Origin of the sequence: Paenibacillus tabacirhizosphaerae (assembly GCF_040812395.1) — a bacterium.
In the GTDB taxonomy this organism is placed as follows: Bacteria; Bacillota; Bacilli; order Paenibacillales; family NBRC-103111; genus Paenibacillus_E.
Window position 1 is genome coordinate 33,371 of record NZ_JBFNXH010000015.1, and the last position, 23,040, is coordinate 56,410.

At 46.4% G+C, this 23,040-nt stretch carries 13 protein-coding genes; 12 read left to right on the forward strand and 1 reads right to left on the reverse strand.

Features of this window, described 5'->3' with window-relative positions:
• Positions 1–4: 4 nt before the first annotated feature.
• The 8 genes from ABRS97_RS21795 to ABRS97_RS21830 all read left to right on the forward strand — a co-directional run bounded on the left by ABRS97_RS21795 (position 5) and on the right by ABRS97_RS21830 (position 18,128).
• Positions 5–5,656, forward strand: coding sequence for a beta-ketoacyl synthase N-terminal-like domain-containing protein (locus ABRS97_RS21795; protein WP_367817499.1), 5,652 nt, complete (start codon positions 5–7; stop codon positions 5,654–5,656).
• A 31-nt stretch (positions 5,657–5,687) separates the two neighbouring features.
• A complete protein-coding gene (locus ABRS97_RS21800; RefSeq protein WP_367817501.1) occupies positions 5,688–10,301 on the forward strand; it encodes a beta-ketoacyl synthase N-terminal-like domain-containing protein in 4,614 nt (1,537 codons plus the stop codon).
• 133 nt (positions 10,302–10,434) lie between these two features.
• Entirely contained in the window at positions 10,435–11,610 is a 1,176-nt protein-coding gene (locus ABRS97_RS21805; protein WP_367817503.1) for a phosphoribosylaminoimidazolecarboxamide formyltransferase, read from the forward strand.
• A 113-nt stretch (positions 11,611–11,723) separates the two neighbouring features.
• A complete protein-coding gene (locus ABRS97_RS21810) occupies positions 11,724–13,133 on the forward strand; it encodes an AMP-binding protein (protein ID WP_367817505.1) in 1,410 nt (469 codons plus the stop codon).
• 6 nt (positions 13,134–13,139) lie between these two features.
• The gene (locus tag ABRS97_RS21815) at positions 13,140–13,922 is read left to right on the forward strand and encodes a class I SAM-dependent methyltransferase (RefSeq protein WP_367817507.1); all 783 of its coding nucleotides are present in this window, start codon (positions 13,140–13,142) and stop codon (positions 13,920–13,922) included.
• A 12-nt stretch (positions 13,923–13,934) separates the two neighbouring features.
• The gene (locus ABRS97_RS21820) at positions 13,935–14,180 is read left to right on the forward strand and encodes a hypothetical protein (protein WP_367817509.1); all 246 of its coding nucleotides are present in this window, start codon (positions 13,935–13,937) and stop codon (positions 14,178–14,180) included.
• A gap of 34 nt (positions 14,181–14,214) precedes the next feature.
• Positions 14,215–17,187 carry a type I polyketide synthase gene (locus ABRS97_RS21825; protein WP_367817511.1) on the forward strand — a complete coding sequence of 991 codons (2,973 nt, stop codon included), beginning with the start codon at positions 14,215–14,217 and terminating at the stop codon, positions 17,185–17,187.
• A complete protein-coding gene (locus ABRS97_RS21830; RefSeq protein WP_367817513.1) occupies positions 17,184–18,128 on the forward strand; it encodes an alpha/beta hydrolase in 945 nt (314 codons plus the stop codon). The genes ABRS97_RS21825 and ABRS97_RS21830 overlap by 4 nt, the downstream gene beginning before the upstream one ends.
• A gap of 183 nt (positions 18,129–18,311) precedes the next feature.
• Here ABRS97_RS21830 and ABRS97_RS21835 read toward each other — a convergent pair whose 3' ends face one another.
• Complete coding sequence (locus ABRS97_RS21835) at positions 18,312–18,962, reverse strand: TetR/AcrR family transcriptional regulator (protein ID WP_367817515.1); 651 nt, start codon at positions 18,960–18,962, stop codon at positions 18,312–18,314.
• A 269-nt stretch (positions 18,963–19,231) separates the two neighbouring features.
• Here ABRS97_RS21835 and ABRS97_RS21840 point away from each other — a divergent pair, with 269 nt between their 5' ends.
• The 4 genes from ABRS97_RS21840 (at position 19,232) to ABRS97_RS21855 (ending at position 22,923) form a co-directional block, all read left to right on the forward strand.
• Positions 19,232–20,869 (forward strand): FAD-binding protein, encoded by a 1,638-nt coding sequence (locus ABRS97_RS21840; protein ID WP_367817516.1) that lies wholly within the window; start codon positions 19,232–19,234, stop codon positions 20,867–20,869.
• 32 nt (positions 20,870–20,901) lie between these two features.
• Positions 20,902–21,357, forward strand: coding sequence for an SRPBCC family protein (locus ABRS97_RS21845; RefSeq protein ID WP_367817518.1), 456 nt, complete (start codon positions 20,902–20,904; stop codon positions 21,355–21,357).
• A gap of 95 nt (positions 21,358–21,452) precedes the next feature.
• Positions 21,453–22,205, forward strand: coding sequence for an SDR family NAD(P)-dependent oxidoreductase (locus tag ABRS97_RS21850; RefSeq protein WP_367817520.1), 753 nt, complete (start codon positions 21,453–21,455; stop codon positions 22,203–22,205).
• 115 nt (positions 22,206–22,320) lie between these two features.
• Positions 22,321–22,923 carry a class I SAM-dependent methyltransferase gene (locus tag ABRS97_RS21855; RefSeq protein ID WP_367817522.1) on the forward strand — a complete coding sequence of 201 codons (603 nt, stop codon included), beginning with the start codon at positions 22,321–22,323 and terminating at the stop codon, positions 22,921–22,923.
• Positions 22,924–23,040 lie beyond the last annotated feature (117 nt).

The following is a 23,040-nucleotide window of genomic DNA, read 5'->3' on the forward strand; positions in this document are numbered from 1 at the left end:
ATTGATGAATGCAAAAGATGTTTTCCGTGCTCTTCAACAAGGTGAATTAAGCGCTGAAAGTGCTGAGAAAGAATTGAAAAAGCTCATGGGTACTGCCCCGGATCAACCTTTGCAGCAGAAGGCAGTTGATTTCCAGGTCATCGAACCGGGGATTGTCCTGTTGACGATGCAGGATCGCGCCAATAAAAATACGTTCTCCAAGGAACTTGCCGACGGGCTGGTTCAGGCTTTTGAAACGATCCGAGCTGGATCCGACTATAAAGTAGTAATCCTGACCGGGTATGACAGCTACTTTGCCTCCGGCGGCACCAAAGAGGGGCTGCTGGCCATACAGGAAGGCAGGGTAAAGTTTACCGATATCAATATATATAGCCTTGCACTAGACTGCAGGATTCCTGTTATCGCTGCCATGCAGGGGCATGGAATTGGCGCTGGCTGGGCCATGGGAATGTTTTGTGATTTTACTGTGATGAGCAGAGAGAGCTACTATTCTAGCAACTATATGAAGTATGGCTTTACGCCTGGAGCCGGAGCGACATTGATTTTTCCGGAGAAATTCGGGACGGTCCTTGCACAGGAAATTTTGTTTACCGGAAGGCAGTTCCGCGGATCGGAACTAGCGGCCAAAGGAGTTGCCTTCCCGGTTTTGCCAAGAAATGAGGTGCTTCCCTATGCGGTACAGCTGGCAAAGGAGCTAGCCCAAGCGCCTAGGGAATCATTGATTGCATTAAAAGACCTGTTGGCGAAATCCATTCGGGACAAGGTGCGCCCAACGTTTGATCATGAATTGCAAATGCATCAAAGAACCTTTGTGAATCAGCCAGAAGTAAGAGACAGGATAGAATCCATTTTCAAAAAAGATCAGACAGAAACCGAGGTTAAACAGTCTCCGGAAAAAGAATCGGATGCACGCCGGAACCAAGTTTCTCAAGATTCCATAGCAATTATTGGAATATCGGGACAATTTCCTGAAGCAAAGGATCTCGACCAGTTCTGGAGCAACCTTGCTCAGGGAAAGGATTGTATATCTGAAATTCCACCCACGCGGTGGAATGTTCAGGACCATTACCATCCTGACCCGAAGGTCCCGGGAAAAACCTATAGCAAATGGATGGGGCTACTGAAGGATGTGGACAAGTTCGATCCCCTGTTCTTCCATATTTCACCTGTAGAAGCAGAATGGATGGATCCGCAGCAGCGCTTGTTCATAGAAAACTGCTGGCACAGTATTGAAGATGCGGGGATAAACCCATATTCCCTATCCGGAAGCAAGTGCGGCGTTTTTGTGGGATGTGTGCCTAATGATTACGGACAATCCAACGACAACCGGGCCATTAATGCGCAGGTTTTTACCGGGACTTCGACTGCAATTTTGAGTGCAAGGATTTCATATTTGTTAAATTTGAAAGGTCCCTGCTTAGCTATTGATACAGCTTGCTCCTCATCGCTAGTGGCGATCGCGGAAGCCTGCAACAGCCTGCTATTGGGAACCAGTGACTTGGCATTGGCTGGCGGCGTGTATGTAATGATCGGGCCGTCCATGCATATTGCGACCAGCAAAGCAGGAATGTTATCCAAGGATGGAAAATGTTTCACCTTTGATGCCAAAGCCAATGGATTTGTTCCCGGGGAGGGTGTAGGTGTTGTTTTATTAAAACGGCTCTCTGACGCTGTTCGGGACGGCGACCCCATCTATGGGGTCATTCGCGGCTGGGGAGTCAATCAGGATGGAAAAACCAACGGAATCACTGCGCCTAGTGTAAACTCTCAAATCTCACTGGAACAGGATGTATATAAACGCTTCAACATCAATCCGGAAACCATTTCACTGATAGAAACTCACGGGACAGGGACAAAGCTTGGCGATCCGATTGAAGTGGAGGCGCTTTCAGAAGCGTTTAAGTCCTCTACCAATAAAAAAAGTTACTGCGCTTTAGGTTCGGTTAAAAGTAATATCGGTCACCTGTTGACAGCGGCAGGAGCAGCTGGGGTTATGAAGGTTCTGATGGCTTTAAAGCATAGGTTGCTGCCTCCTGCAGTTCACTTTGATTCACTGAACGAGCATATTTCCTTAAATGACAGCCCTTTTTATATCAATAACCGTCTGCAGACCTGGGAAACTTCTTCGGGAAGCCCTCGGCGTGCGGCTGTGAGCGCCTTTGGCTTTAGCGGTACAAACGCCCATATCGTCATTGAAGAATACCTTCCTGAAGAACGGAACGATACACGGGGTTATGGGAACATAGATCCTGTGCTCTTTGTATTGTCAGCCAAAAGCAAGCAGCAGTTAACCATTTATGCAGAATCTATAAAGGGCTGGATCGAAGCGCAAGACGGCCTCAATCTGGCTGACATGGCTTATACCTTGCAGGCGGGACGGGAAGCGATGGAGTATCGTCTGGCCATTCCGGCGAATTCAAGAGAGGACTTGTTGAAGGCAATGGAAGGTTTTATTCTTGGCAATCCGACGGCAGCAACCTGTGTTGCCCAGGTCAATAAGAATAAAGCCGAAGTGGCGGCTTTTGAAAGTGACGTAGACGCCAGGGCCATACTGGAGACATGGATTCAAAAAAGAAAGCTGGAAAACATTGCGGAGCTGTGGGTGAAGGGGTTGGACCTTGAGTGGGGCAAACTTTATGATGAGCCCCGGCCTCGCCGTATCAGCATGCCTGGTTATCCATTTGCAAGAGAGAGTTATTGGCATCCTGGAGAGAGTACCGTAACCAGTGTTGCAGTTCAACCCCCGGTTAGCGGGGGCATGGCTCTGCAGGAACCGCCCAATATAAGGGACTTGTCTGAGCAGCGTTATGCTCGGGATAAGGGAGAACCTGAAGCGATGCTTGCCTTCATGGTAGCTTATTTTGTAAGCATGCTGTCGCATGTGTTAAAAATAGGGCCTGATAGGATTGATCCCGATACAGGTTTTGACCAGTACGGGGTAGATTCTATTGTAGTTCAGCAGTTAAACGAGAACATGGAGCAAGAGTTTGGCGCGGTTCCTTCGACCCTATTTTTTACTTACAAGAGCATTAGAGCGCTGGCGCAGCATTTTTCCAAGGAATATGAAGAAAAGGTTAACTTGCTGGTTCAAAAAGCGGCTATCTGCAATGCACAGCAAATAGAAGAGAATGTTCAGCACCAGAATCAAGAGGAAAAGGACGCTCAAGCCCGGCAGCCCAATAACGGATCCATGGAGCCATGGGATCAGAAACCGGCCCGCATTCAAATCCATGACACTCCTGCTGTAAATCATGATAGTGCGGATATTGCAATCATCGGAATCAGCGGCCAATACCCGCAAGCTGCTACTATGGATGAATTCTGGAAAAACCTTGAAGCTGAAATGGACTGCATTATCGAGATCCCCAGGGAACGCTGGGACTATCGTAAATACTACAGGCAGGAAAGCGGGAACAGTAAAAAATCCGGGGGAATGTACTGTAAATGGGGCAGCTTTTTGCCGGATGTGGACAAATTCGATCCGTCCTTCTTTCATATTTCACCGCTTGAAGCCCGTTTCATGGATCCGCAGGAAAGGTTGTTCCTGCAAACAACAGCATCCTGTTTGGAGGACGCCGGATATACCAAAAAGCGCTTAAGAGACGACAGCGCGGGCGATGGCAGAAGCCCGGTAGGCGTTTTTGCCGGTGTAACTTTCAACAACTATCAATTACATGTGTTAAAGGAATTTGAAAAAGGGAATATGGCTCCGGTTAATTCCCAGATTTATTCGATTGCGAACAGGGTATCCTACATTTTCAACTTGAGTGGGCCCAGCTTGAGTGTCGATACTGCATGCTCCTCCTCCCTTTATGCCATCCATCTGGCCTGTGAAAGTATCAAAAAAGGTGAATGTAAGATGGCCATCGCCGGCGGTGTGAACCTGTCCCTGCACCCTAGTAAATACATGGCGCTGTGTTTTGGCCAGTTTGCAGCAAGCGACGGGCGCTGCCGTTCGTTTGGTCAGGACGGGGATGGCTATGTTCCCGGGGAGGGCGTCGGAGCGGTCTTGTTGAAACCGCTTAACAAGGCCATAGCCGACGCTGATCATATCTATGGCGTAATCAAGGGAACGGCAGTAAATCATGATGGAAAAACGTTCGGATACAATGTTCCCAATCCGGTTGCCCAGGCGGAAGTAATCAAAAAGGCGCTGGAAACAGCCAATATAAATCCTCGTACGATTAGTTACGTTGAAGCTCACGGGACGGGAACGAAGCTTGGCGATCCGGTTGAAGTTGCAGGATTGAGCGACGCTTACGGCAGTTACACGGCAGATAAGCAGTACTGTGCAATTGGCTCGGTGAAGTCCAATATAGGCCATTTGGAAGCTGCGGCCGGGATTGCCCAGTTGACGAAAGTTCTTCTCCAAATGAAGCATAAGAAACTGGCGGCAACCTTGATACATTCAGATCAATTAAACCCGAATATTCATTTTGAGAAAACGCCGTTTTTTGTCCAACAAAGCCTTGGCGAATGGAAACAGCCTGTCATCCGTATTGACGGTGAAGAACAAGTGGTTCCGCGGCGTGCCGGGATCAGTTCTTTTGGAGCCGGAGGCGTTAATGTACACATGATCGTAGAGGAGTATGACGCGCAGCCTGAAAGTGGATTTGGGGCTGATGAGGACAGAAACCCTGCCATATTTGTACTGTCGGCAAAAAAGGAAAATAACTTGCGCGCATATGTCCGACTGCTGAAAGAATATGCAGAAAAGAATATCGGGGCGCGGGGGGAGAATACCAAGTTTCAAAACATCGTCTACACGTTGCAAACAGGGCGTGACCCCATGCCGTTCAGGCTTGCATTTACTGCCAGGGGGCTTGGCGAAATCGCAACAAAGCTTGAGATATTCCTCAATCCAAGGAATGTTGATGAAAAATCAGGATTTTATTTCGGGAATACCGAGGCAGGAAAACATGATGTGCCTGCCTCCGCTGCTGACAGCTTTTCCGCGGATTCCTATCGGAACATAGAGCCTGACAAAATAGCGGAACTCTGGGCCGGCGGCATGGAAATTGACTGGGAAAGACTTTATCCGCTAGGCACGCCGCGCCGAGTGCCTTTGCCTGCATATCCGTTCTCTAAGGAAAGTTATTGGGTCGGGGATCTGACGGATGCAACCCAGAACGTTAAAGATTTTGAAGATATAGAGGATATAACCGTTCAGGAAGAGGAAAATCAGAGCTCCTCTGACCATTCAAAGTTCTTGACGGAACTGTGCATGGCTATGGAAGGGGAGCGGCTGGAAATGATTCAGGAATATATCCAACAATCAATTGCGGCATTACTTGCCTTCAATCCCCTGGATGTACCGGAGCTTCACCGGGGCTTTTTCGATATGGGAATGGAATCGGTCATGACGGAACAATTCAGAACCACACTGGGAGACAGCCTGAAAATCGAGATTTCCGATACGGCGATATTCGATTACCCCAACATTGCGGAATTATCCAAATATGTGCTGGGTCTCATACCTTTTTCGGAATTGGAGTATCAAAGTGAGCGCAGCGGCACATCGGATAAGCAACCAGCCTTTCTTGACGAACTAGCTCTTCTAACTTCAGATGGGCCGCAAGAGGACCCTTCGGCAGATTTGGAGCATGTGGCAAATGAATTGAGAGGCCTGTTGGCTCTCATTGGCATGGATGATTAACAGCGAATAATCTTGAAGGAGGTTCGGTTTTATGGGGACCGGGGTCAAACAGGACGATTACTTATCATTGCTGAATAGTTCGTTGCAGACCATTAAAAAATTAAAGGCAGACCTCGATAAGCAAAAAAAGGGCAGGGAGCCCATTGCGGTTATAGGTATGGGATGCCGGTTTCCGGGAGGATGTCAGGACCCTCCATCATTTTGGAATTTTCTGGAGGGGAATGGCGACGGAATCGTTGAGGTGCCCGGCAGCCGGTGGAGCGTTGAGGAATTTTACGATCAGAATCGGGATGTCTCTGGAAAAATGTACCTCAAAGAGGCTGGCTTTCTGCAAGAGGATGTAGGCGCTTTTGACGCGCGCTTTTTCGGAATCTCTCCACGCGAAGCCTCCGAAATGGACCCCCAGCAAAGGCTGCTTTTGGAAGTTTCATGGGAGGCGCTGGAATCGGCCGGGATTAGCCCTGAAAGCATCAGAGGAACTCAAACGGGTGTGTTTGTCGGAATTATTGGTTCGGAATATGCTCTTTTACCGCGTGCCGGAAAGGATAATAACCCATACACGTTGACAGGCGTTATGTCGAATATCGCCTCCGGACGGATCTCGTATATGTTAGGCATAAACGGCCCGTCGATCTCCATAGATACCGCATGCTCATCCTCGCTGGTGGCTGTTCATCTTGCCTGCGAAAGCCTGCAAAGAGAAGAGACCTCTCTGGCACTGGCCGGAGGGGTCAATCTATTGCTGTCGCCAGAGGGATTCGTCTCCCTTTGCGGATTGAATGCGCTTGCCGAGGACGGAAGATGCAAAACCTTCGACGCAAGCGGCGATGGCTACGGACGGGGGGAGGGCTGCGGGGTAGTCGTCTTGAAGAGACTCTCAGACGCAATAAGGGACAAGGATCCGATTCTGGCTGTCATTAAAGGGAGCGGCGTGAATCAAGACGGGCCCGGGAGCGGGCTGACGGTTCCGAACGGTGCGGCGCAAAAGGAATTAATCTCAAAAACACTCGAGAAAGCAGACGTTTTACCAAGTGAGGTCGGTTACTTTGAGGCGCACGGGACAGGAACCCCTCTGGGCGACCCCATTGAATTCCAGGCATTGACCGAGGTGTTTGGCAAGGATAGTAAGAGAAAAGAGCCGCTCATCATAGGGTCAGTAAAAAGCAATATAGGTCACCTGGAAGGGGCGGCCGGAATTGCAGGCTTGATCAAGCTGGTCTTATGCATTCAGAATAAAACGATTTCTGCCAATCGTCATTTTCATACAGTAAATCCGAGAATTCATCTGGAAAAGATTCCTGCGGTTGTACCGAGCAGCGCCATTTCGTGGGACAAGGGTGAAAAGCCGCTGATTGCCGGAATCAGCTCCTATGGGTTCAGCGGCACCAATGCTCATGTCATTGTTGCTGCACCGCCGAGAGCCGCAGATACTGGTGAAGATTCAGACAGGGCCTCCGTAGAGAGACCCTTGCATATTCTGGCTCTTTCTGCAAAGGACGACAATGCCTTGTTGCAGTTAGCGGCAAGATATAAGGACTATTTTGAGGGACAGAAGAAAGAGAAGCTGGCGGATATTTGCTTTACGGCCAATGCCGGGAGAAATCATTTTTCACATAGAACCGCTTTTATTGCCAAAAGCCTGGCGCATATGAAAAGCCAACTTTCGGAATATTGCAGCAAGCTCGAAGCAGGAAGATCAGATTATAAAAGTAAGGATAAATCCAATCCAAAGCTTGTCTTTTTATGCAATGGCGGAATTTCTAAGGATGCGGCTATATCTTTATATGAGACACAGCCGGTTTTCCGCGAGACATTGCTGATGTGCGATGAACAACAGAAGCTAATGACCGACACATCTTTTTTGGCGTATATCCTAAGCGATTCCTTGCTGTTACATTCAGGTACTCCAGGATATATGGATAAAGTGATTTCGTTCGCTTTGCAGCTGGCGTTATTGCATTTATGGGAAAGCTGGGGAGTCAAGCCTGGAGCTGTTCTGGGAAGCGGCAGCGGGGAGTTCGCAGCTGCTTGTGCAGCAGGGATCATGAGCATGAAAACTGCGTTGGCCTTCATTTTAGAGCATGAGGGGATTGAGATAAGAGCAGGAGGTAGTAAAACGCTGGACCAGCCCCGTATTCGTTTGATCTCGGGCAGTACAGGAAGACCTGTTGAAAAGCAGGAGGCCGTGTCGGAGTTATATTGGGAACAAGTTTTGGATACTGAGCCCGAATTCCGTAAAGGGTTGCAATCCCTTGCTGATAAGGGATACAAACTTTTTTTGGAGATAGGGCGGGCAAACGCTTCGGACGATTTGAAGCATATTCTTTCCCATTCCGGCAGCCAGTTCTTTACTTGCGATGAAGAGGGGAACATTTGGGAAAGTCTGTTGAATGTGTTGGGGCAGCTCTATTGCCTGGGGATGGATATCAACTGGCATGGTTTTGACCGGGGCTATACCAGACGCAAGGTAATCGTACCCACGTACCCGTTTCAAAGAAGGCATTACTGGCGCGAAACTCTCCCTTACGATGTAAGCTCCAGGTTGAGAACGACGGCAGATCATGAAGAAAAAAGCGGAGACAGTTTCTTAGATGGAAGAATCGTCTATTCTCCATTAAAGGAAAAACAATTCGAATATCTTCTAAGTTTAGACAGGGCTCCGGATTTAAAAGACACCCATGGGGTCATGCACGTAGGGTATTATCTTGAAATTCTGTGCCGGGCCGCCGGCAAAATCTATAACAGCTCCTTTCATGTGAATACAATGGAGTTTTTAAGTGCTTTGGTTGTTCCTGAACATGGCAGGGTGAACCTCATCTTAACCTTGCTCCAAGGAGAAAATGGGGAAATCGAATTTGCGTTTTATAGTTCTGATAATGGAAGCAATTGGAACAAGCATGTGAATGGAAGTTTGTTATTGGGTAAGAAGGAATTGATGCTGCCGGTTAGAGAGGATTTGTTGGCAGACATTAAAAAACGTTGCACCGAGCAGTACTCCGGTTCCGAGTTTTATCAGCAAGTCCAAGAAGAAAGAGGGCTTGCCCTGGGGAAAAGCGTGCAGTGGATCGGACATGTTTGGTCAACAGAGGGAGAGTCACTGGCAAGATTTCAACCACCGCATGGAATTGCAATGCGAAATGAGTACAAAATGGGAATTCATCCGGGTGTGCTGGATGCTTGCGCCCAATTATTCCATGCCGCTTTACCTAGGGATAGAGGCAGAGACTTCAAGTATATGGTTACGAAGTGGGATGGATTTTCCTTTAATAACCAGTTGGACATCCAGGAGTTATGGTGCCATGTAGATCTTGAGGAAGTCCAGGACCCGTCAAAAGAGCTGAAAGGAACATATAAGCTCTTTGATCAAAACGGAAATTTGATTGCTCGAATCAACAGCGGTTATATGAAGGGATTGAGCAAGGAGCGCGAGAAGGCGTTTAAGAGACATCTGGAAAAAGCGGATGAGATCATGGAAGCACCAAACGAATCTGAAGTCATAAAAAAATTGAAGCATACAGGATCAGAACAATGGGAAGAAATCATACAAGAATATTTACAGGAAGTATTTGCTTCCATATTTGAGATGCAGGTTTCTGAAATTGATATCAATGAGTCTCTTATGAATTTAGGCATGGATTCTCTCGTGGGAATTGAGGCCAAGGTTAAGATTGAAAAAGAGCTCGGCATATTCCTGCCCATTGAAATATTAATTCAGGGATCAAGCATCAGTGAAATGGCAGCTTTCATCCTTCCGCTATTGCCGGTAAAACCGGACAGGGCTGTCGATAGGGAAGAGAACACGGTTGAATTGAATGTTAAGAAGGATGCTCAATTATGGATTGCGCACCGGAAGTCCAATCCGCTGGCTAAGATGAAATTGTTTTGCTTCCCGTATGGCAGCGGCGGAGGAGCTTCGTTATACCGCGAATGGCAGGCAAAGCTGCCATACTATATAGAGGTTTGCCCTATTCAATTGCCTGGAAAGGAGAACAGGGTCAAAGAGAAAGCATTCGACCATATTAATAGGGCCGTAGACGTATTGAAAGAGATCCTTCTGCCTGAACTTGACCGACCGTATGCCTTTTATGGCCACAGCGCAGGCGCTTTACTCGCATACTGTCTGGCCTACAGATTGTGGGAGGAAATAGCGAATAAACCGACGCATCTGTTTGTTGGAGCCTATTCGTCGCCGACGATTCTGCCCAATCCGTTGATTTCATTCACCAGGGAAAAGTTTAAGAGCATAGGGTATGAGGATATTCCCGGACCAGATATTCTATCTGATATAACACCGGAACAATATGAGGCCATTGTGAACGTCATTACTTCGGAGAATGATGTGAACCAGGAGTTGGTCAGATTGTATTTGCCGACAAGACTCTCGGAATTGCAAATGGTTAATAGCTATCAAGCTGCCGGGGGAGCTGGTTTTGACGTTCCGATCACAGCTATTCACGGCCAAAGGGATGATAAGGTTCAAGTACAGGAAATGAGTGCTTGGCATGAGCTGACCAGAGGCACATTCCAACTTCATGAGGTATCTGGAGACCATTTATTCCTCCGCGAAGACCAGAATCAGGAACAATTGCTGACCATACTATCACAAGAACTCAAAAAATATATATTGAATACTATGTTCAAATGAAAAGGTAAAACTACTAGAAATATGGATAATAATTGAAAAGTCCACCGTTATAAGGTATCATTTTCGTGTGCGGAGCCCGCATAACGGCTTTGCTGAAAGATACCATTAAATACGAGACAAAGGATGAGATGTAATGTCGGAACGTGTAATTCAATTAAAATATGGATGCAATCCTCATCAGAAGCCTGCGAAGGTGTATATGGAAGAAGGTGAACTGCCATTTACAATATTAAATGGAAACCCGGGGTACATTAACTTTCTTGATGCGTTCAATTCATGGCAGTTGGTGAAGGAACTGCGGCAAATACTAAATTTGCCTGCAGCGGCTTCGTTTAAGCATGTAAGCCCTGCCGGAGCAGCCATTGGCATTCCTTTGAGCGATACCTTGAAAAAGGCTTACTTTGTTGATGAACCCGAGCTTTCCCCTCTTGCGTCGGCATATGCCAGAGCCAGAGGAGCTGACAGGGTTTCGTCTTATGGGGATTTTATTGCTTTGAGCGATACGGTTGATGCCGTTACTGCAAGATTGATCAGCAAGGAAGTTTCCGATGGGGTCATTGCGCCTTCTTTCAGCAGTGAAGCATTGGAAATCCTGCGAAAAAAGAAAAACGGAAAGTACACGATTATCCAAATAGATCCTTCCTATGAGTCAGTCGATTTGGAAAAAAGAGAAGTCTATGGAATTACCTTTGAGCAAAAAAGGAACAACGAATTGCCACGGTTTGACATGCTGGACAATATTATCACAGGCGGCAAGGAGTTACCTGAATCAGCCAAAAGGGATTTAATTATTTCGATGGTGACATTAAAATACACCCAATCCAACTCCGTTTGCTTTGCATATGACGGGCAAATTATTGGTTGTGGAGCAGGCCAGCAGTCCCGCATTCATTGCACCAGGCTGGCGGCATCCAAGGCGGATACCTGGTATTTGAGGCAGCATCCTGCAGTCGCCGCTTTACGTTTCAAAGATGGAATATCCAGGGCGGAGCGTGACAACGCTATCGACCAGTATCTTAGAGATGATGTAACGCCGAGGGAAATGGAGTACTGGGTAAATATTTTTGAACAAATCCCTAAAAAGCTATCTGCTGATGAGAAAAAAGAATGGTTGTCAGGATTAAACCATGTTTCCTTAGGTTCAGATGCCTTTTTCCCATTCAGAGATAATATTGATAGGGCTGCGCAGAGCGGGGTCCAATATATTGTTCAGCCTGGTGGTTCAATCCGGGATGACAGCGTAATAAAAGCTTGTGAAGAATATGGCATCATAATGGCCAATTCCGATTTTCGACTATTCCATCATTAATTTTATAAATTTGGCCGACACACCCTGATTGGAACCATATCTCAGGGTGTGTTTGTTCTTGTGCCCGGATGTTTAAATCTGATCCTGTTTCCAGAATGAATAAGGAGACTAACATGGACCTGTTTTATGATTTAAATCAGTATAAAGACAAAATTGCTGTTATGGATGAGGCGGAGAACAGCTATACCTACCAAGAATTATCCAATAGGGTTCAGGAATTTAAAAATCGAATTCCAGAAGAAAAAAAGGTGCTTATCCTCGTTAAATGTACAAATACGGTAGAAGCATTGATAGGGTACCTCGGGGGGATCGCTGGCGGACATGCTGTCATGTTGATAGACAACGCTACTGACAGTGAACTTTTGGACAGTATTACTGAGATTTATCAGCCGGAATATTTTTGGCAGCCGGTGGATCAAAGGCAACTGCACGCTTTCAGCCATCCTGCCTATGAGTTGGTTAAAACCAGCTATCGCAGCGAGCACCCGATTTATCCGGATTTGAGCTTAGTGATGCTGACCTCCGGTTCAACTGGTTCTCCTAAGGGGGTGCGGCTGACACGGGCCAATATCAATGCAAATGCAAAGTCCATTGCAGCGTATTTGGAGCTGAATGAATCCGAAAGGCCAATTACGACCTTGCCTATGAATTATGTCTACGGCTTGTCGGTGATTAATAGCCATTTGTATGTCGGGGCAACTATTTTATTAGTAGGTCATTCCATCATCAATAAGGATTTTTGGGACTTTTTCAAAAAACATAAAGCAACCTCTATTTCAGGAGTTCCCTATACGTATGAGATGTTAAGAACATTACGTTTCTTTGATATGGAACTTCCGTCTCTTCGCTGTCTCACTCAGGCAGGCGGAAAATTGAGAGCTGAACAGGTCGCGCAATATGCTGAATATTCGAGGAATAAGGGTATTCGGTTTTTTGTTATGTACGGGCAGACGGAGGCTACTGCGCGAATCAGTTACTTGCCTCCAGAGTGTAATTCTGCAAAAAAGGAAAGTATCGGTGTGGCGATTCCGGGCGGCAGGCTTTACTTAAAAGATGTTGAGGGAAGACAGATTACGGCCGCAGGCGTGGAAGGTGCGCTTTATTATGAAGGGCCGAATGTCATGCTCGGTTACGCGAACAACAGACATGATCTTACTAAGGGAGATGAACAATATGGATGCTTGAACACACAGGATATCGCCTATTTGGATGAAGACGGTTTTTTCTATATTGTCGGCAGAAACAGCCGGTTTATTAAAATTGTTGGGAAACGGATCAGTCTGGATGAAGTTGAACAATACTTGTGGCAGAAGGGCTTTGATTGTGCTGTTGGCGGATCTGACGATTTGCTGCTGATTGCGGTAACCAACCCTGAGTGTACACGAAAAATCAGGGAAATTATGATCAAGAAATTTAAGATTGATTATGAAAATACTCGTATATTCGAGGTAGAAGAAATCAAAAAAAATTCAAGCGGGAAAATCAGATATAAGGAGATTTTTTCTGACTATAAAATAGGGTGAGCTGATATGAGCGAAAATCAAATTATTATAGAACAGTTTAATAAAGGCGCACAAAATTTCGATAGCTGGTCGGTCACACAAGATGAAAAAATGTTGAAAGGGCTTTCCGACTTTTGTGGCTTATCACAAGAGGACCGTATGTTGGATGTCGCATGCGGCACAGGGGCATTTTCGCTGTTTTCCGCCAGGACGGTTGAGCGTGTAAAAGGGGTTGACATCTCAGAAGGGATGATAGGTATCGCCCGTGAAAATGCAATGAAACGAAATCTGAACAACGTAAGTTTTCATTGCCAGGATGTAGAAAACATTGATCTTGAGAATCATCTATTTTCGATTGTTGTTTCAAGATCAGCTTTCCATCATATGAGAAATTATCAAAAAGTGTTTTCCTGCATGGTACATTATTGCCGAGAAGGGGGGCGCATTTGTATACAGGATATTATGGCTTATGATAACGAAAAGCTGGACCGTTTTTTTGAACAAATGGAACTGCTCATTGACGCTAGTCATTATAAAACGTACTCGAAACGTGAATTTTTCAATCTTTTTAAAGAAAGCGGCTTAAAGCTTTCAAGCGTTTTTGAATCTGAATCCAAACTGGATTTTTATGATTATGTGGACCATGTAGTACAGAGTGAATCGAGCAGCCAAAAAATTAAGGAATTGCTTGAAATGGGACTTGAGGATCCAGAGATAGCGTCCTGCTTCGAGGAACAGAATGGACGTCTATTATGGAAAAGGAAAGTGTGTACCATTATTGGGCACAGGGATGAAAAAATAAATGAATAGGAGCTTGAACAAATGGATCATGCAGAGAAAGTAAAATTATTTCTTGAAGAACGGTTTTTAGTTAATTTTGGCGAGGATATAACAGAGGACACGGACCTGTTTAAGGCGGGGGTCATCGAGTCGAAAGGATACATGGGGATTATCCGGTTTTTACAAGACGATTTACATATTCAGATGACGGATGAAGACCTGTTCATGAATGTGTTTGCTTCGTTGACCAATATTGTTGACTTTGTTGAAAAAAAACAGGGCGAATAGCCGCTTGGATGGATACAGTCCGGAAGGGGGAACTATGGGAGCAGAAAATAACAATACAAATCACAAAACACAGGATAAGAATGGGATTGCAATTATTGGAGTAAGTCTTCGTTTTCCTAAGTCCGAAAATATGGATGAATTATGGGAGCACTTGGCATCCGAAAAATGCCTTATTACGGAAATACCCTCGAATCGGTGGGAAAAAGCGAAGTTTTTCGGTGACCCAAGGAGTGAGGCTAACAAAACGAATAGTGTTTGGGGAGGATTTATTGACGACGCTGATTGTTTTGATGCGTCTTTTTTTAATGTTTCTCCCCGGGAAGCCACGACAATGGATCCGCAGCAGAGAATTGCCCTTGAACTTGCATGGAAGGCTATCGAAGACGCAGGCTACAAAGCCAGCTCGTTGAAGGGTTCGAAGACTGGCGTCTTCATGGGAGTTTGCAACACGGATTATACCGAACTTATTGAAAAATACGTTCAAGAGGTTGATGCATATATACCCACCGGCACCTCCAATGCAATCATTTCCAATCGGATTTCGTACTGGTTTGATTTTTACGGACCCAGTATCACACTTGATACAGCTTGTGCCAGTTCACTGGTTGCGATTCATCAGGCCGTTCGTTCGCTTGAAAACGATGAATGTGACTATGCTATGGCTGGAGGCGTGAATATTTGCTGGTCTCCAAGGCGATTTATTGCACTCAGCCAGGGAGGTATGCTTTCCAAAGAAGGAAGGTCCAGAGCCTTTGATGAAAAAGCTGACGGTTATGTCCGCGCCGAGGGCGGAGCCATTCTTTTGCTTAAGCCTTTGGATAAAGCAGTGGAGGACCAGGACCATATCTATGCCGTTATTAAAGGAGTAGGCACGAATCACGGAGGAAGAACCAATTCTCTAACCATTACAAATCCTAAAGCACACGCGGATTTAATATCAGATTTATACAAAAAAGCCGGGATTAGTCCTGATACAGTGAGCTATATTGAAACTCATGGTCCGGGTACGCCGCTCGGTGATCCGATCGAAATCCATGGTCTGAAGATGGCTTTTCATCAATTATATACTACCTTTAATAAGAAGATGGAAAAGTCAACCTGCGGTTTGGGGTCGGTCAAAACCAATATCGGGCACTTAGAGTCTGCGGCAGGTATTGCGGGAGTTATTAAAGTTATTGCTTCAATGAAACACAGGACATTACCTGCATGTGTTCAGTTCGAGCAGCTTAATCCTGTAATCAACATGAGCGATAGTCCATTTTATATTGTCGACAAAACAACATCATGGGAGGTTAATCATAGTGATTCCTCATTTCCCAGACGGGCAGGCGTTAGTTCCTTCGGTTTCGGTGGTAGTAATGCGCATATCATTTTGGAGGAACATATTCCGGATCGGTTACAGGAATCTCATCAAACGGGGATTCATGCCGCAGATGACAAGTTATTAATTCCGGTATCTGCCCGGAACTCTGAACGCCTTAATGAATATGTACGCATGCATTTAGAATATATCAAGGGATTTTGTATGGAGGAAGAAGGATCCTCTAATGCGGGGCGCAAATTACGAAATCTTGCTTACACTCTTCAGGTAGGGCGAGAAGCGATGGATGAACGCGTGATATTCTTAGCTGGCGATTCCCGGGAGTTGATTGCACAGATGGAACACTTCCTACAAGGGAAAAAAGGGCTTGGAAACTACTGGAAGGGGAATATCAAGCAGGGAAAGGAAATTGTCAACTTTTTGGCTGAAGATGAGGATTTGCAGGAGTTGGTTCATAAATGGGTTGCCAGAGGAAAGGTTGGGAAAATAGCTGAATTGTGGGTGAAGGGTTATCAAATAGATTGGGAAATGCTCTATGGGAGAAGCGGCGTCCAACGCATTAGCTTACCCACATATCCTTTTGCCAGGGAACGCCACTGGATAACTGAGATCAAACGTGAAACCAGCGGGGCAGAGAACAGTGAGGATGCTGCTCCAACTCATCTTTTACAACAGGAAAGCGTGCCAGCCTCCCCACCTTCCGTCCAGCTGGCAATAGATACTGGGATACGGGGTTCCAATCCTAGCAAGGAGAACGGGACTTTGCCGCAACCCCTATCGGATAAGAAAAGTTCAGCCGCTGAACCGAACTTGCAAACTAGGCGACTCCTTACTTTATCACCAGCAAGCATGGCATTGCCGCAAAGCGTGGCTGTTAGTGAACTTGAATCCGCGATTGCCAGACAGACGGGTATCTCCTTGGAAACTTTGCAAAAAGAACTGGCAAAAAGTCTTGCGGAAGTCTTATATGTGGATCAGGACGATATAGATTCCGACAAAAAGTTTATTGACGTAGGGTTGGATTCGATTATAGCTGTAGAATGGATAAGGGTCATCAACAAACAATATGGGACTTCAATTTCGGCAACTATCGTGTATGATTACCCAACCATCCGCGAGTTCGTAAGTTTTTTGGAAAAGGAATTAAACGGGCAGGAATTACAAGCAACTGAGCCGATCTTGCAAACCAGGCGGCCGATCACATTGCCGCCGGTAAGCGTGGTATTGCCGCAAAGCGGGTCTGATAGTGAAATAAAGCCCACTATTGCCGAACAGAAGGGCGTATCCTTGGAAACTTTGCAAAAAGAACTAGCAAAAAGTCTTGCGGATGTTTTATATGTGAATCAGAACGATATAGATATCGACAAAAAATTTATTGACGTAGGGCTGGATTCGATTATAGCGGTAGAATGGATAAGGGGCATCAATAAACAGCATGGTACTTCAATTACGGCAACTATGGTGTATGATTACCCAACCATCCGTGAATTCGCAGGTTTTTTAGAAAAGGAAATGAACGGACCCGGAAAAGTATTACAAAATGCGCCTTCAAGTCCGGTTTCTGAAAAATTTTTACATGAGGTGTTAGAACAAGTTTATCAAGGGACTATAGACATAGAAAAGGCTGAACAAGCATTATATCAAATTAATATTACAGCTACAGCGGCGGAATGGAGATTACGATGAAACGTGTAAATGATGTGCTTCCGGAATTAAGAAAGATAATGGACAGGCTCCCTGTCTTTGATTTGCATAATCCACAGATTCCGAAGGGGGTAGAGATCCCAAAGGTCGATAAATCACCTCTTGTGAAGAGTACGAAGCGCGGTATTCAAGGCCCGGAGTCGGAACTGAAGATTAAAATTTATGAGCCTGTGAACAGAACTAGTGCAGCGTTACCAGCGTTGCTATGGATTCATGGAGGAGGCTACGTACTGGGTAATTATGAATTAGATGATGGTCTGTGTGAACAGTTTGTATTAGCGGCCCACTGTGTTGTAGTCTCCATTGATTACCGGCTTGCACCGCAATTCCCTTATCCGGCGGCTGTTGAGGATTGTTATGCGGGGTTGGAGTGGATGGTGGCTCAGGCAGAAGAGTTACATATTGATACGTCTAGAATAGCGATTGCCGGCACAAGTGCAGGCGGTGGATTGACTGCGGCCCTTACTCTTCAGGCTCGTGATAAAGGAGGACCGAAGATTGCGTTTCAGATGCCACTATGCCCGATGATTGACGATCGCAATATAACAGCATCAAGCTATGAGATTAATAACGAAATTTTCCCGAAATTGTGGAACAGGGAACAGAATCAGCTTGCCTGGAGTATGTATCTTGGCAACATGACTTCCGATGAGGTTACGCCATATGCAGCTCCTACACGTGCCAATGATTTGAGCGGACTGCCGCCTGCGTATACTTGTGTCGGAGAGTTGGATCTTTTTAGAGACGAAACGATAGAATATGTGAATCGATTGGTTCAGGCAGGCATTCCGGTTGAATTCCATCTGTACCCGGGATGTTTCCATGGTTTTGAGAAAATTTTTCACGACACGGAGATTAGTAAACAGGCGAGAAATGAATACATAAATGCACTTGCACGTGCCTTAAATCCCAACAATGATTGAAATGTCGACCAAAGATCTCAATACTAAAACCCAATTCCTTGTCGGTAAGAGCCTGACTTTTCGCCGATTAAGATGACGGAACCTAATATTTCAGCGACAATAGCCGAACCCATCCGTACATTGGGGTTCGGCTATTTTTTTGTTGTGCATGCAGAATCCTATCCTGAATCTGTTCGTAGATCCTCAATTCCTTAAATACTCAATTAAGGTCATCTTAAGGATAGCAAGCTGATTCTCTGCAGGAAGATCCTGCTCTAAAAGAAGAATGTTTTTCTGCAGGGATAGCTTTCGGGCGAAAATGCTGAACGTATTGATAAAAGTAACTAGAGTTTCCTGTATGGGCAGGCCAGGACGAATGGATCCGTCTTGGACACCCTGCTCGATAATTGAAGAGAACACCTTCGATATCTCCCGGTACACGGAGTTAAAGGCTTCCATGTCTTCGAGAGGCTCGGTGTAGTGAGCGGCATAGTTTTCGAAGTTCTCCATGAGCTTGACGGCGGAGCTATTCTGGTTCTGGAGAAGGGATATGGAACGATCGAACAGCAGCTCAATTTTCTCTAGACAGGGGATCGGCATGGCGGCGAAGGATTGGAAGGCTTGAAGAATCTTTTGGAGGATACTCGTGGCGACCGCGACGATCAGTTTATCTTTTCTTGGAAAAAAACGAAAGACGGTGGCGACGCCGAGATTGGCTTCCCTCGCTACGTCCTGCATGGTGGCTTTTTCAATCCCTTTTACAATAAATACGCGTTCTGCCGCCTCCATAATATGGAGTGTCCGATTATGTCTTGAACTCTGTATTTCTTTCTCGTATCTTACTTTAGGTTCCATTTGAGACCTCTCGTTTCTTATTCTTCAATGGCTTGTATTATAACATATTGAACAAGTATTTGTATTTATGCGCGCGGTTTGATATGATGAATATCAGGTTGATAGACTATCTATCATTCCTGGCAGTCGGCGCCTAAGTAGTAGTGAGGAGGCGGTGCATTTCTACACTAGATAGCGCTTACATCGGAAGCCGACAGCACTTGCTTGTGAGACCTTATATATATTTGCCAGGTGTAATGAATAAATGGGAACAGAATGGAGATGCAGCCATGCCAGTAAAAAGACCAGCACAGTGGGATCGTGAAGTAGATGTTGTTGTTATGGGAACCGGGGGTGCCGCGCTGGTAGCCGCTATTATGGCTCATGATCAGGGCGCGGAAGTCCTCGTTTTGGAGAAAGCGTCGCAAATTGGCGGAACAACGGCTTTCTCGGGCGGTATTCCATGGATTCCGTTAAACCGTTATATGAAAGAAGCGGGAGTTGAGGACAGCCGCGAGGAAGCGCTGACCTATATCCGGCGTCTGACCGGAGGTAAAGAACCGGATCCAGCGTTGTTAGAGGTTTTTGTCGACAATGGCCACAAAATGATCGATTACATGCATGAGCATACACCGTTAAAATTTGCGGTACCATTGTCCTATCCTTCTTATTACGGGTATCTGCCGGGAGCCAGGAGCGGCCGTTCGCTCGACCCCGTGCCTTACGACATGAATGAAATTGGTGAATGGGGCGATAAGATTCGCCAGAACCCGATTTTCCCTCCACTTACCCTTGAGGAAGGCGGAGCTGTAGGAGGCATCGATTTCGGTAAAATTGCAGAACGCATGGAGAATAACATTGTAACGATGGGCCGCTCGCTCATTGCTTCGATGTTTAAGGGGCTTTTGGACCGTGGTGTTGAAACCCTGGTTGAAACTCCTGGCAAGGAACTGGTGCTGAACGATGATGGCGAAGTCATCGGTGTTGTCGCCGAACAAGACGGCAAGAAGCTGTATATCGGTGCGAGAAAAGGGGTAGTTCTTGCATCCGGCGGCTTCGAGTGGAACAAGGAACTCGTGAAGACGTTCCTCAAGGGGGAAATTACCCATCCGATGTCTCCGGCAGGCAACGATGGTGATGGGCTTATCATGGCGATGGAAGCGGGCGCTGCCCTGGGGAATATGAGTGAGGCTTGGTGGTATCCGGCTATGCAGGATCCAACCTTCGAATACGAAGATCGCGTAATGAACCAGCTCGGCGGCGGACGTATGGGACCAAACAGCATTATCGTCAATCGCCACGGCAGACGCTTCGTTCACGAAGGAACCACGTATAACGACCTTCCTAAAGCTTTCTATGAATATGATCCCGTTGCGCTGGAGTGGCCGAATGAACCACCGGTATGGATGGTCTTCGACCAGCAGTTGAAGGACAGCCAAATGATCATTACGATGATGCCTGGCGAGGATACCCCGGAATGGGTGGATCGAGCAGATACGATCAGAGAGCTGGCTGAGAAAATCGGCGTAGACGCAGGCGGCCTTGAAGCGACCGTCCAACGCTATAATGAGAATGCGAAGAAGGGGATGGATCCCGACTTCCATCGCGGGACAACATTCTTCGAGAATTTAGCGGGAGGCGGAGGATCGCCGGAAGCGAACCTGGGCCCAATTGAGAAGGGGCCATTCTATGCACTGCCGATTTATTTCGGATCGCTAGGTACAAGCGGCGGTCCTAGAATCAATGCCGATGGCCAAGTAATGAGCCTTCGCGGCAAACCGATCTCCGGTCTGTACGCAGCGGGCAATGCAGCGATGGGAGTTATGGGACAGTCCTATATGAGCGCAGGCGGAACGATTGGTCCAGCGATGACGTTCGGCTATTTGGCCGGAATCGCAGTTGGGAAATCTGCATCGAAGAGCATCTAAGATCGAATACTACGGAAGGTAGGGTGAGACACATGCCAAATGGCACGCATACGTTGGAGCTTCCCGTCTCCATTCAGAACATATGGGGTTTTGTAAGCGATATGGACAAATGGGCTCCGTTGGTCCCAGGATATATCGAGCATGAGATTCTGAATGATCGCCAATCGACGTGGTCCTTTAAGGGAGACCTTGGCTTTATGAAGAAGACGGTTAAATTAAAGATCGATATTACGGATTGGATTGAACCGACCAAAGTGACGTTCGATCTGAAGGGAATTTCCGATAATTTTACTGGGGGAGGCTATTTTGAAGCGGAAGCCATCGACGACACCCACACAAGAATGACAGGCCATCTGGATATCACAGCAAAAGGCGCGATGGGACCAATGATCAATACGATCTTGAAATCCTTCGTGCCGAAGACCGCTGAGGAGCTTACCCAGGCTATTTCTTCCAAGATTATTGAAATTGAGACGGTTAAAGGATGATTCGGGAGCGAATACTAATCTGAATTCCAAGCAGGGTTCATCCCAATGAGCTGGGCCGGACGTTAACCATATACAGAAACAAAGGAGATAAGAACATGGCACAATTGGCGAATAAAGTAGCTATTATTACCGGGGCAGGGAGCGGCATGGGGCGTGAAGAAGCGCTTTTGTTTGCCAAAGAGGGAGCTAAGGTTGTAGCGACCGATATCAATGAAGCCGCTGTACAGGCTGTTGTGAGCGAAATTCAAGCAGCAGGCGGCGAGGCGATCGCTTTCGCACACAATGTTGCATCCGAAGCAGATTGGAAAAGAGTCGTAGAAGGAACTATTGCAAAATACAATATAATCGATGTGCTGGTTAACAACGCAGGCATATCTTTTGCACAAGGAATGCTGGATACTTCCATCGAGCAATGGGATCGTGTCATGAGCATTAATTTATCGAGCGTATTCCTTGGAATGAAGCAGGTAGTTCCGCATATGCAGCAAAATAAAGGCGGATCGATCGTCAACATTTCGTCGATCGCGGGCCTAGTTGGCAGCAGCGGCGCTGGGGCGTATACGGCTTCCAAAGGCGCTGTTCGCATGCTGAGCAAGGCTGCTGCAGTGGATTACGGCAAGGACAATATTCGCGTTAATTCCGTGCATCCTGGTTTCATTGAAACCCCGATGAGCGCTGAGTTCGTGAATAATGATCAAATGCGGGAATGGTTCTTATCGCAAACCGCGCTGCCCCGAATTGGACAAGCACGAGAAGTTGCTCAGGCCGTTCTGTTCCTTGCATCTGATGCTTCTGCCTATATTACGGGTGTCGAATTGCCTGTTGATGGCGGCGTAATTGCAAAATAAATTATAGCGGAACAACAAATGGGGCTTTTCCACACATTGGAAAAGCCCTTTCTGCTGCTGGGGGCGCAGATTTTATAACATGGTGGTTTAATTGACCGCCCTAAGGAGAAGAAAATTGATGGATCAGTGGAATGAGCGATTTGGATCGAACGAGTACATATATGGCGAGGAACCAAATGCCTTTGTCAAAGATCAAGCACACCGATTGAAAGGGAAGCGAATCGTCGCTTTTGCGGAAGGAGAGGGCAGGAATGCGGTATTTCTGGCAAGGCAGGGATATCAGGTGACGGCATGGGATTATGCGGTGAATGGGTTGAAGAAAACAGAAATGCTGGCGGAACGATACCAAGTGAAGGTGGAAACCGGGCTAAAGGATTTACTGCATGATCCAGTACCTTCGGAGTCTTATGATGGTGCCATTATGATATTTGGTCACTTTCCAAAAGCAGATCAAAGGAAAGTACTTGACAAATTGCTCGGTGTCGTAAAACAAGGTGGCATTGTCATGTTGGAGGTCTATTCGGAAGAACAGATTCGTTATCAAACCGGCGGCCCAAAATCAGTCGATATGCTCTATAATCCTGTAGATGTACTGGCATGGACTAAGGGTTATGAGTTGCCGCATTTTTTTTACGGAGAACAAAGGAGAGACGAAGGTCTATATCATAGCGGAATGGGGCATGTGATCCAAGTCATTCTGGCCAAGAATTCGCTATAAACCGTAGAGAGAAAGGTTGAACGGATTCGCCCCATCCCATGCATTCATTTTTCTCTATGTCATCACGGTTTGGATTCAAGTGATGATCTGTTCAATAATAAATGTTAAGATATTTCT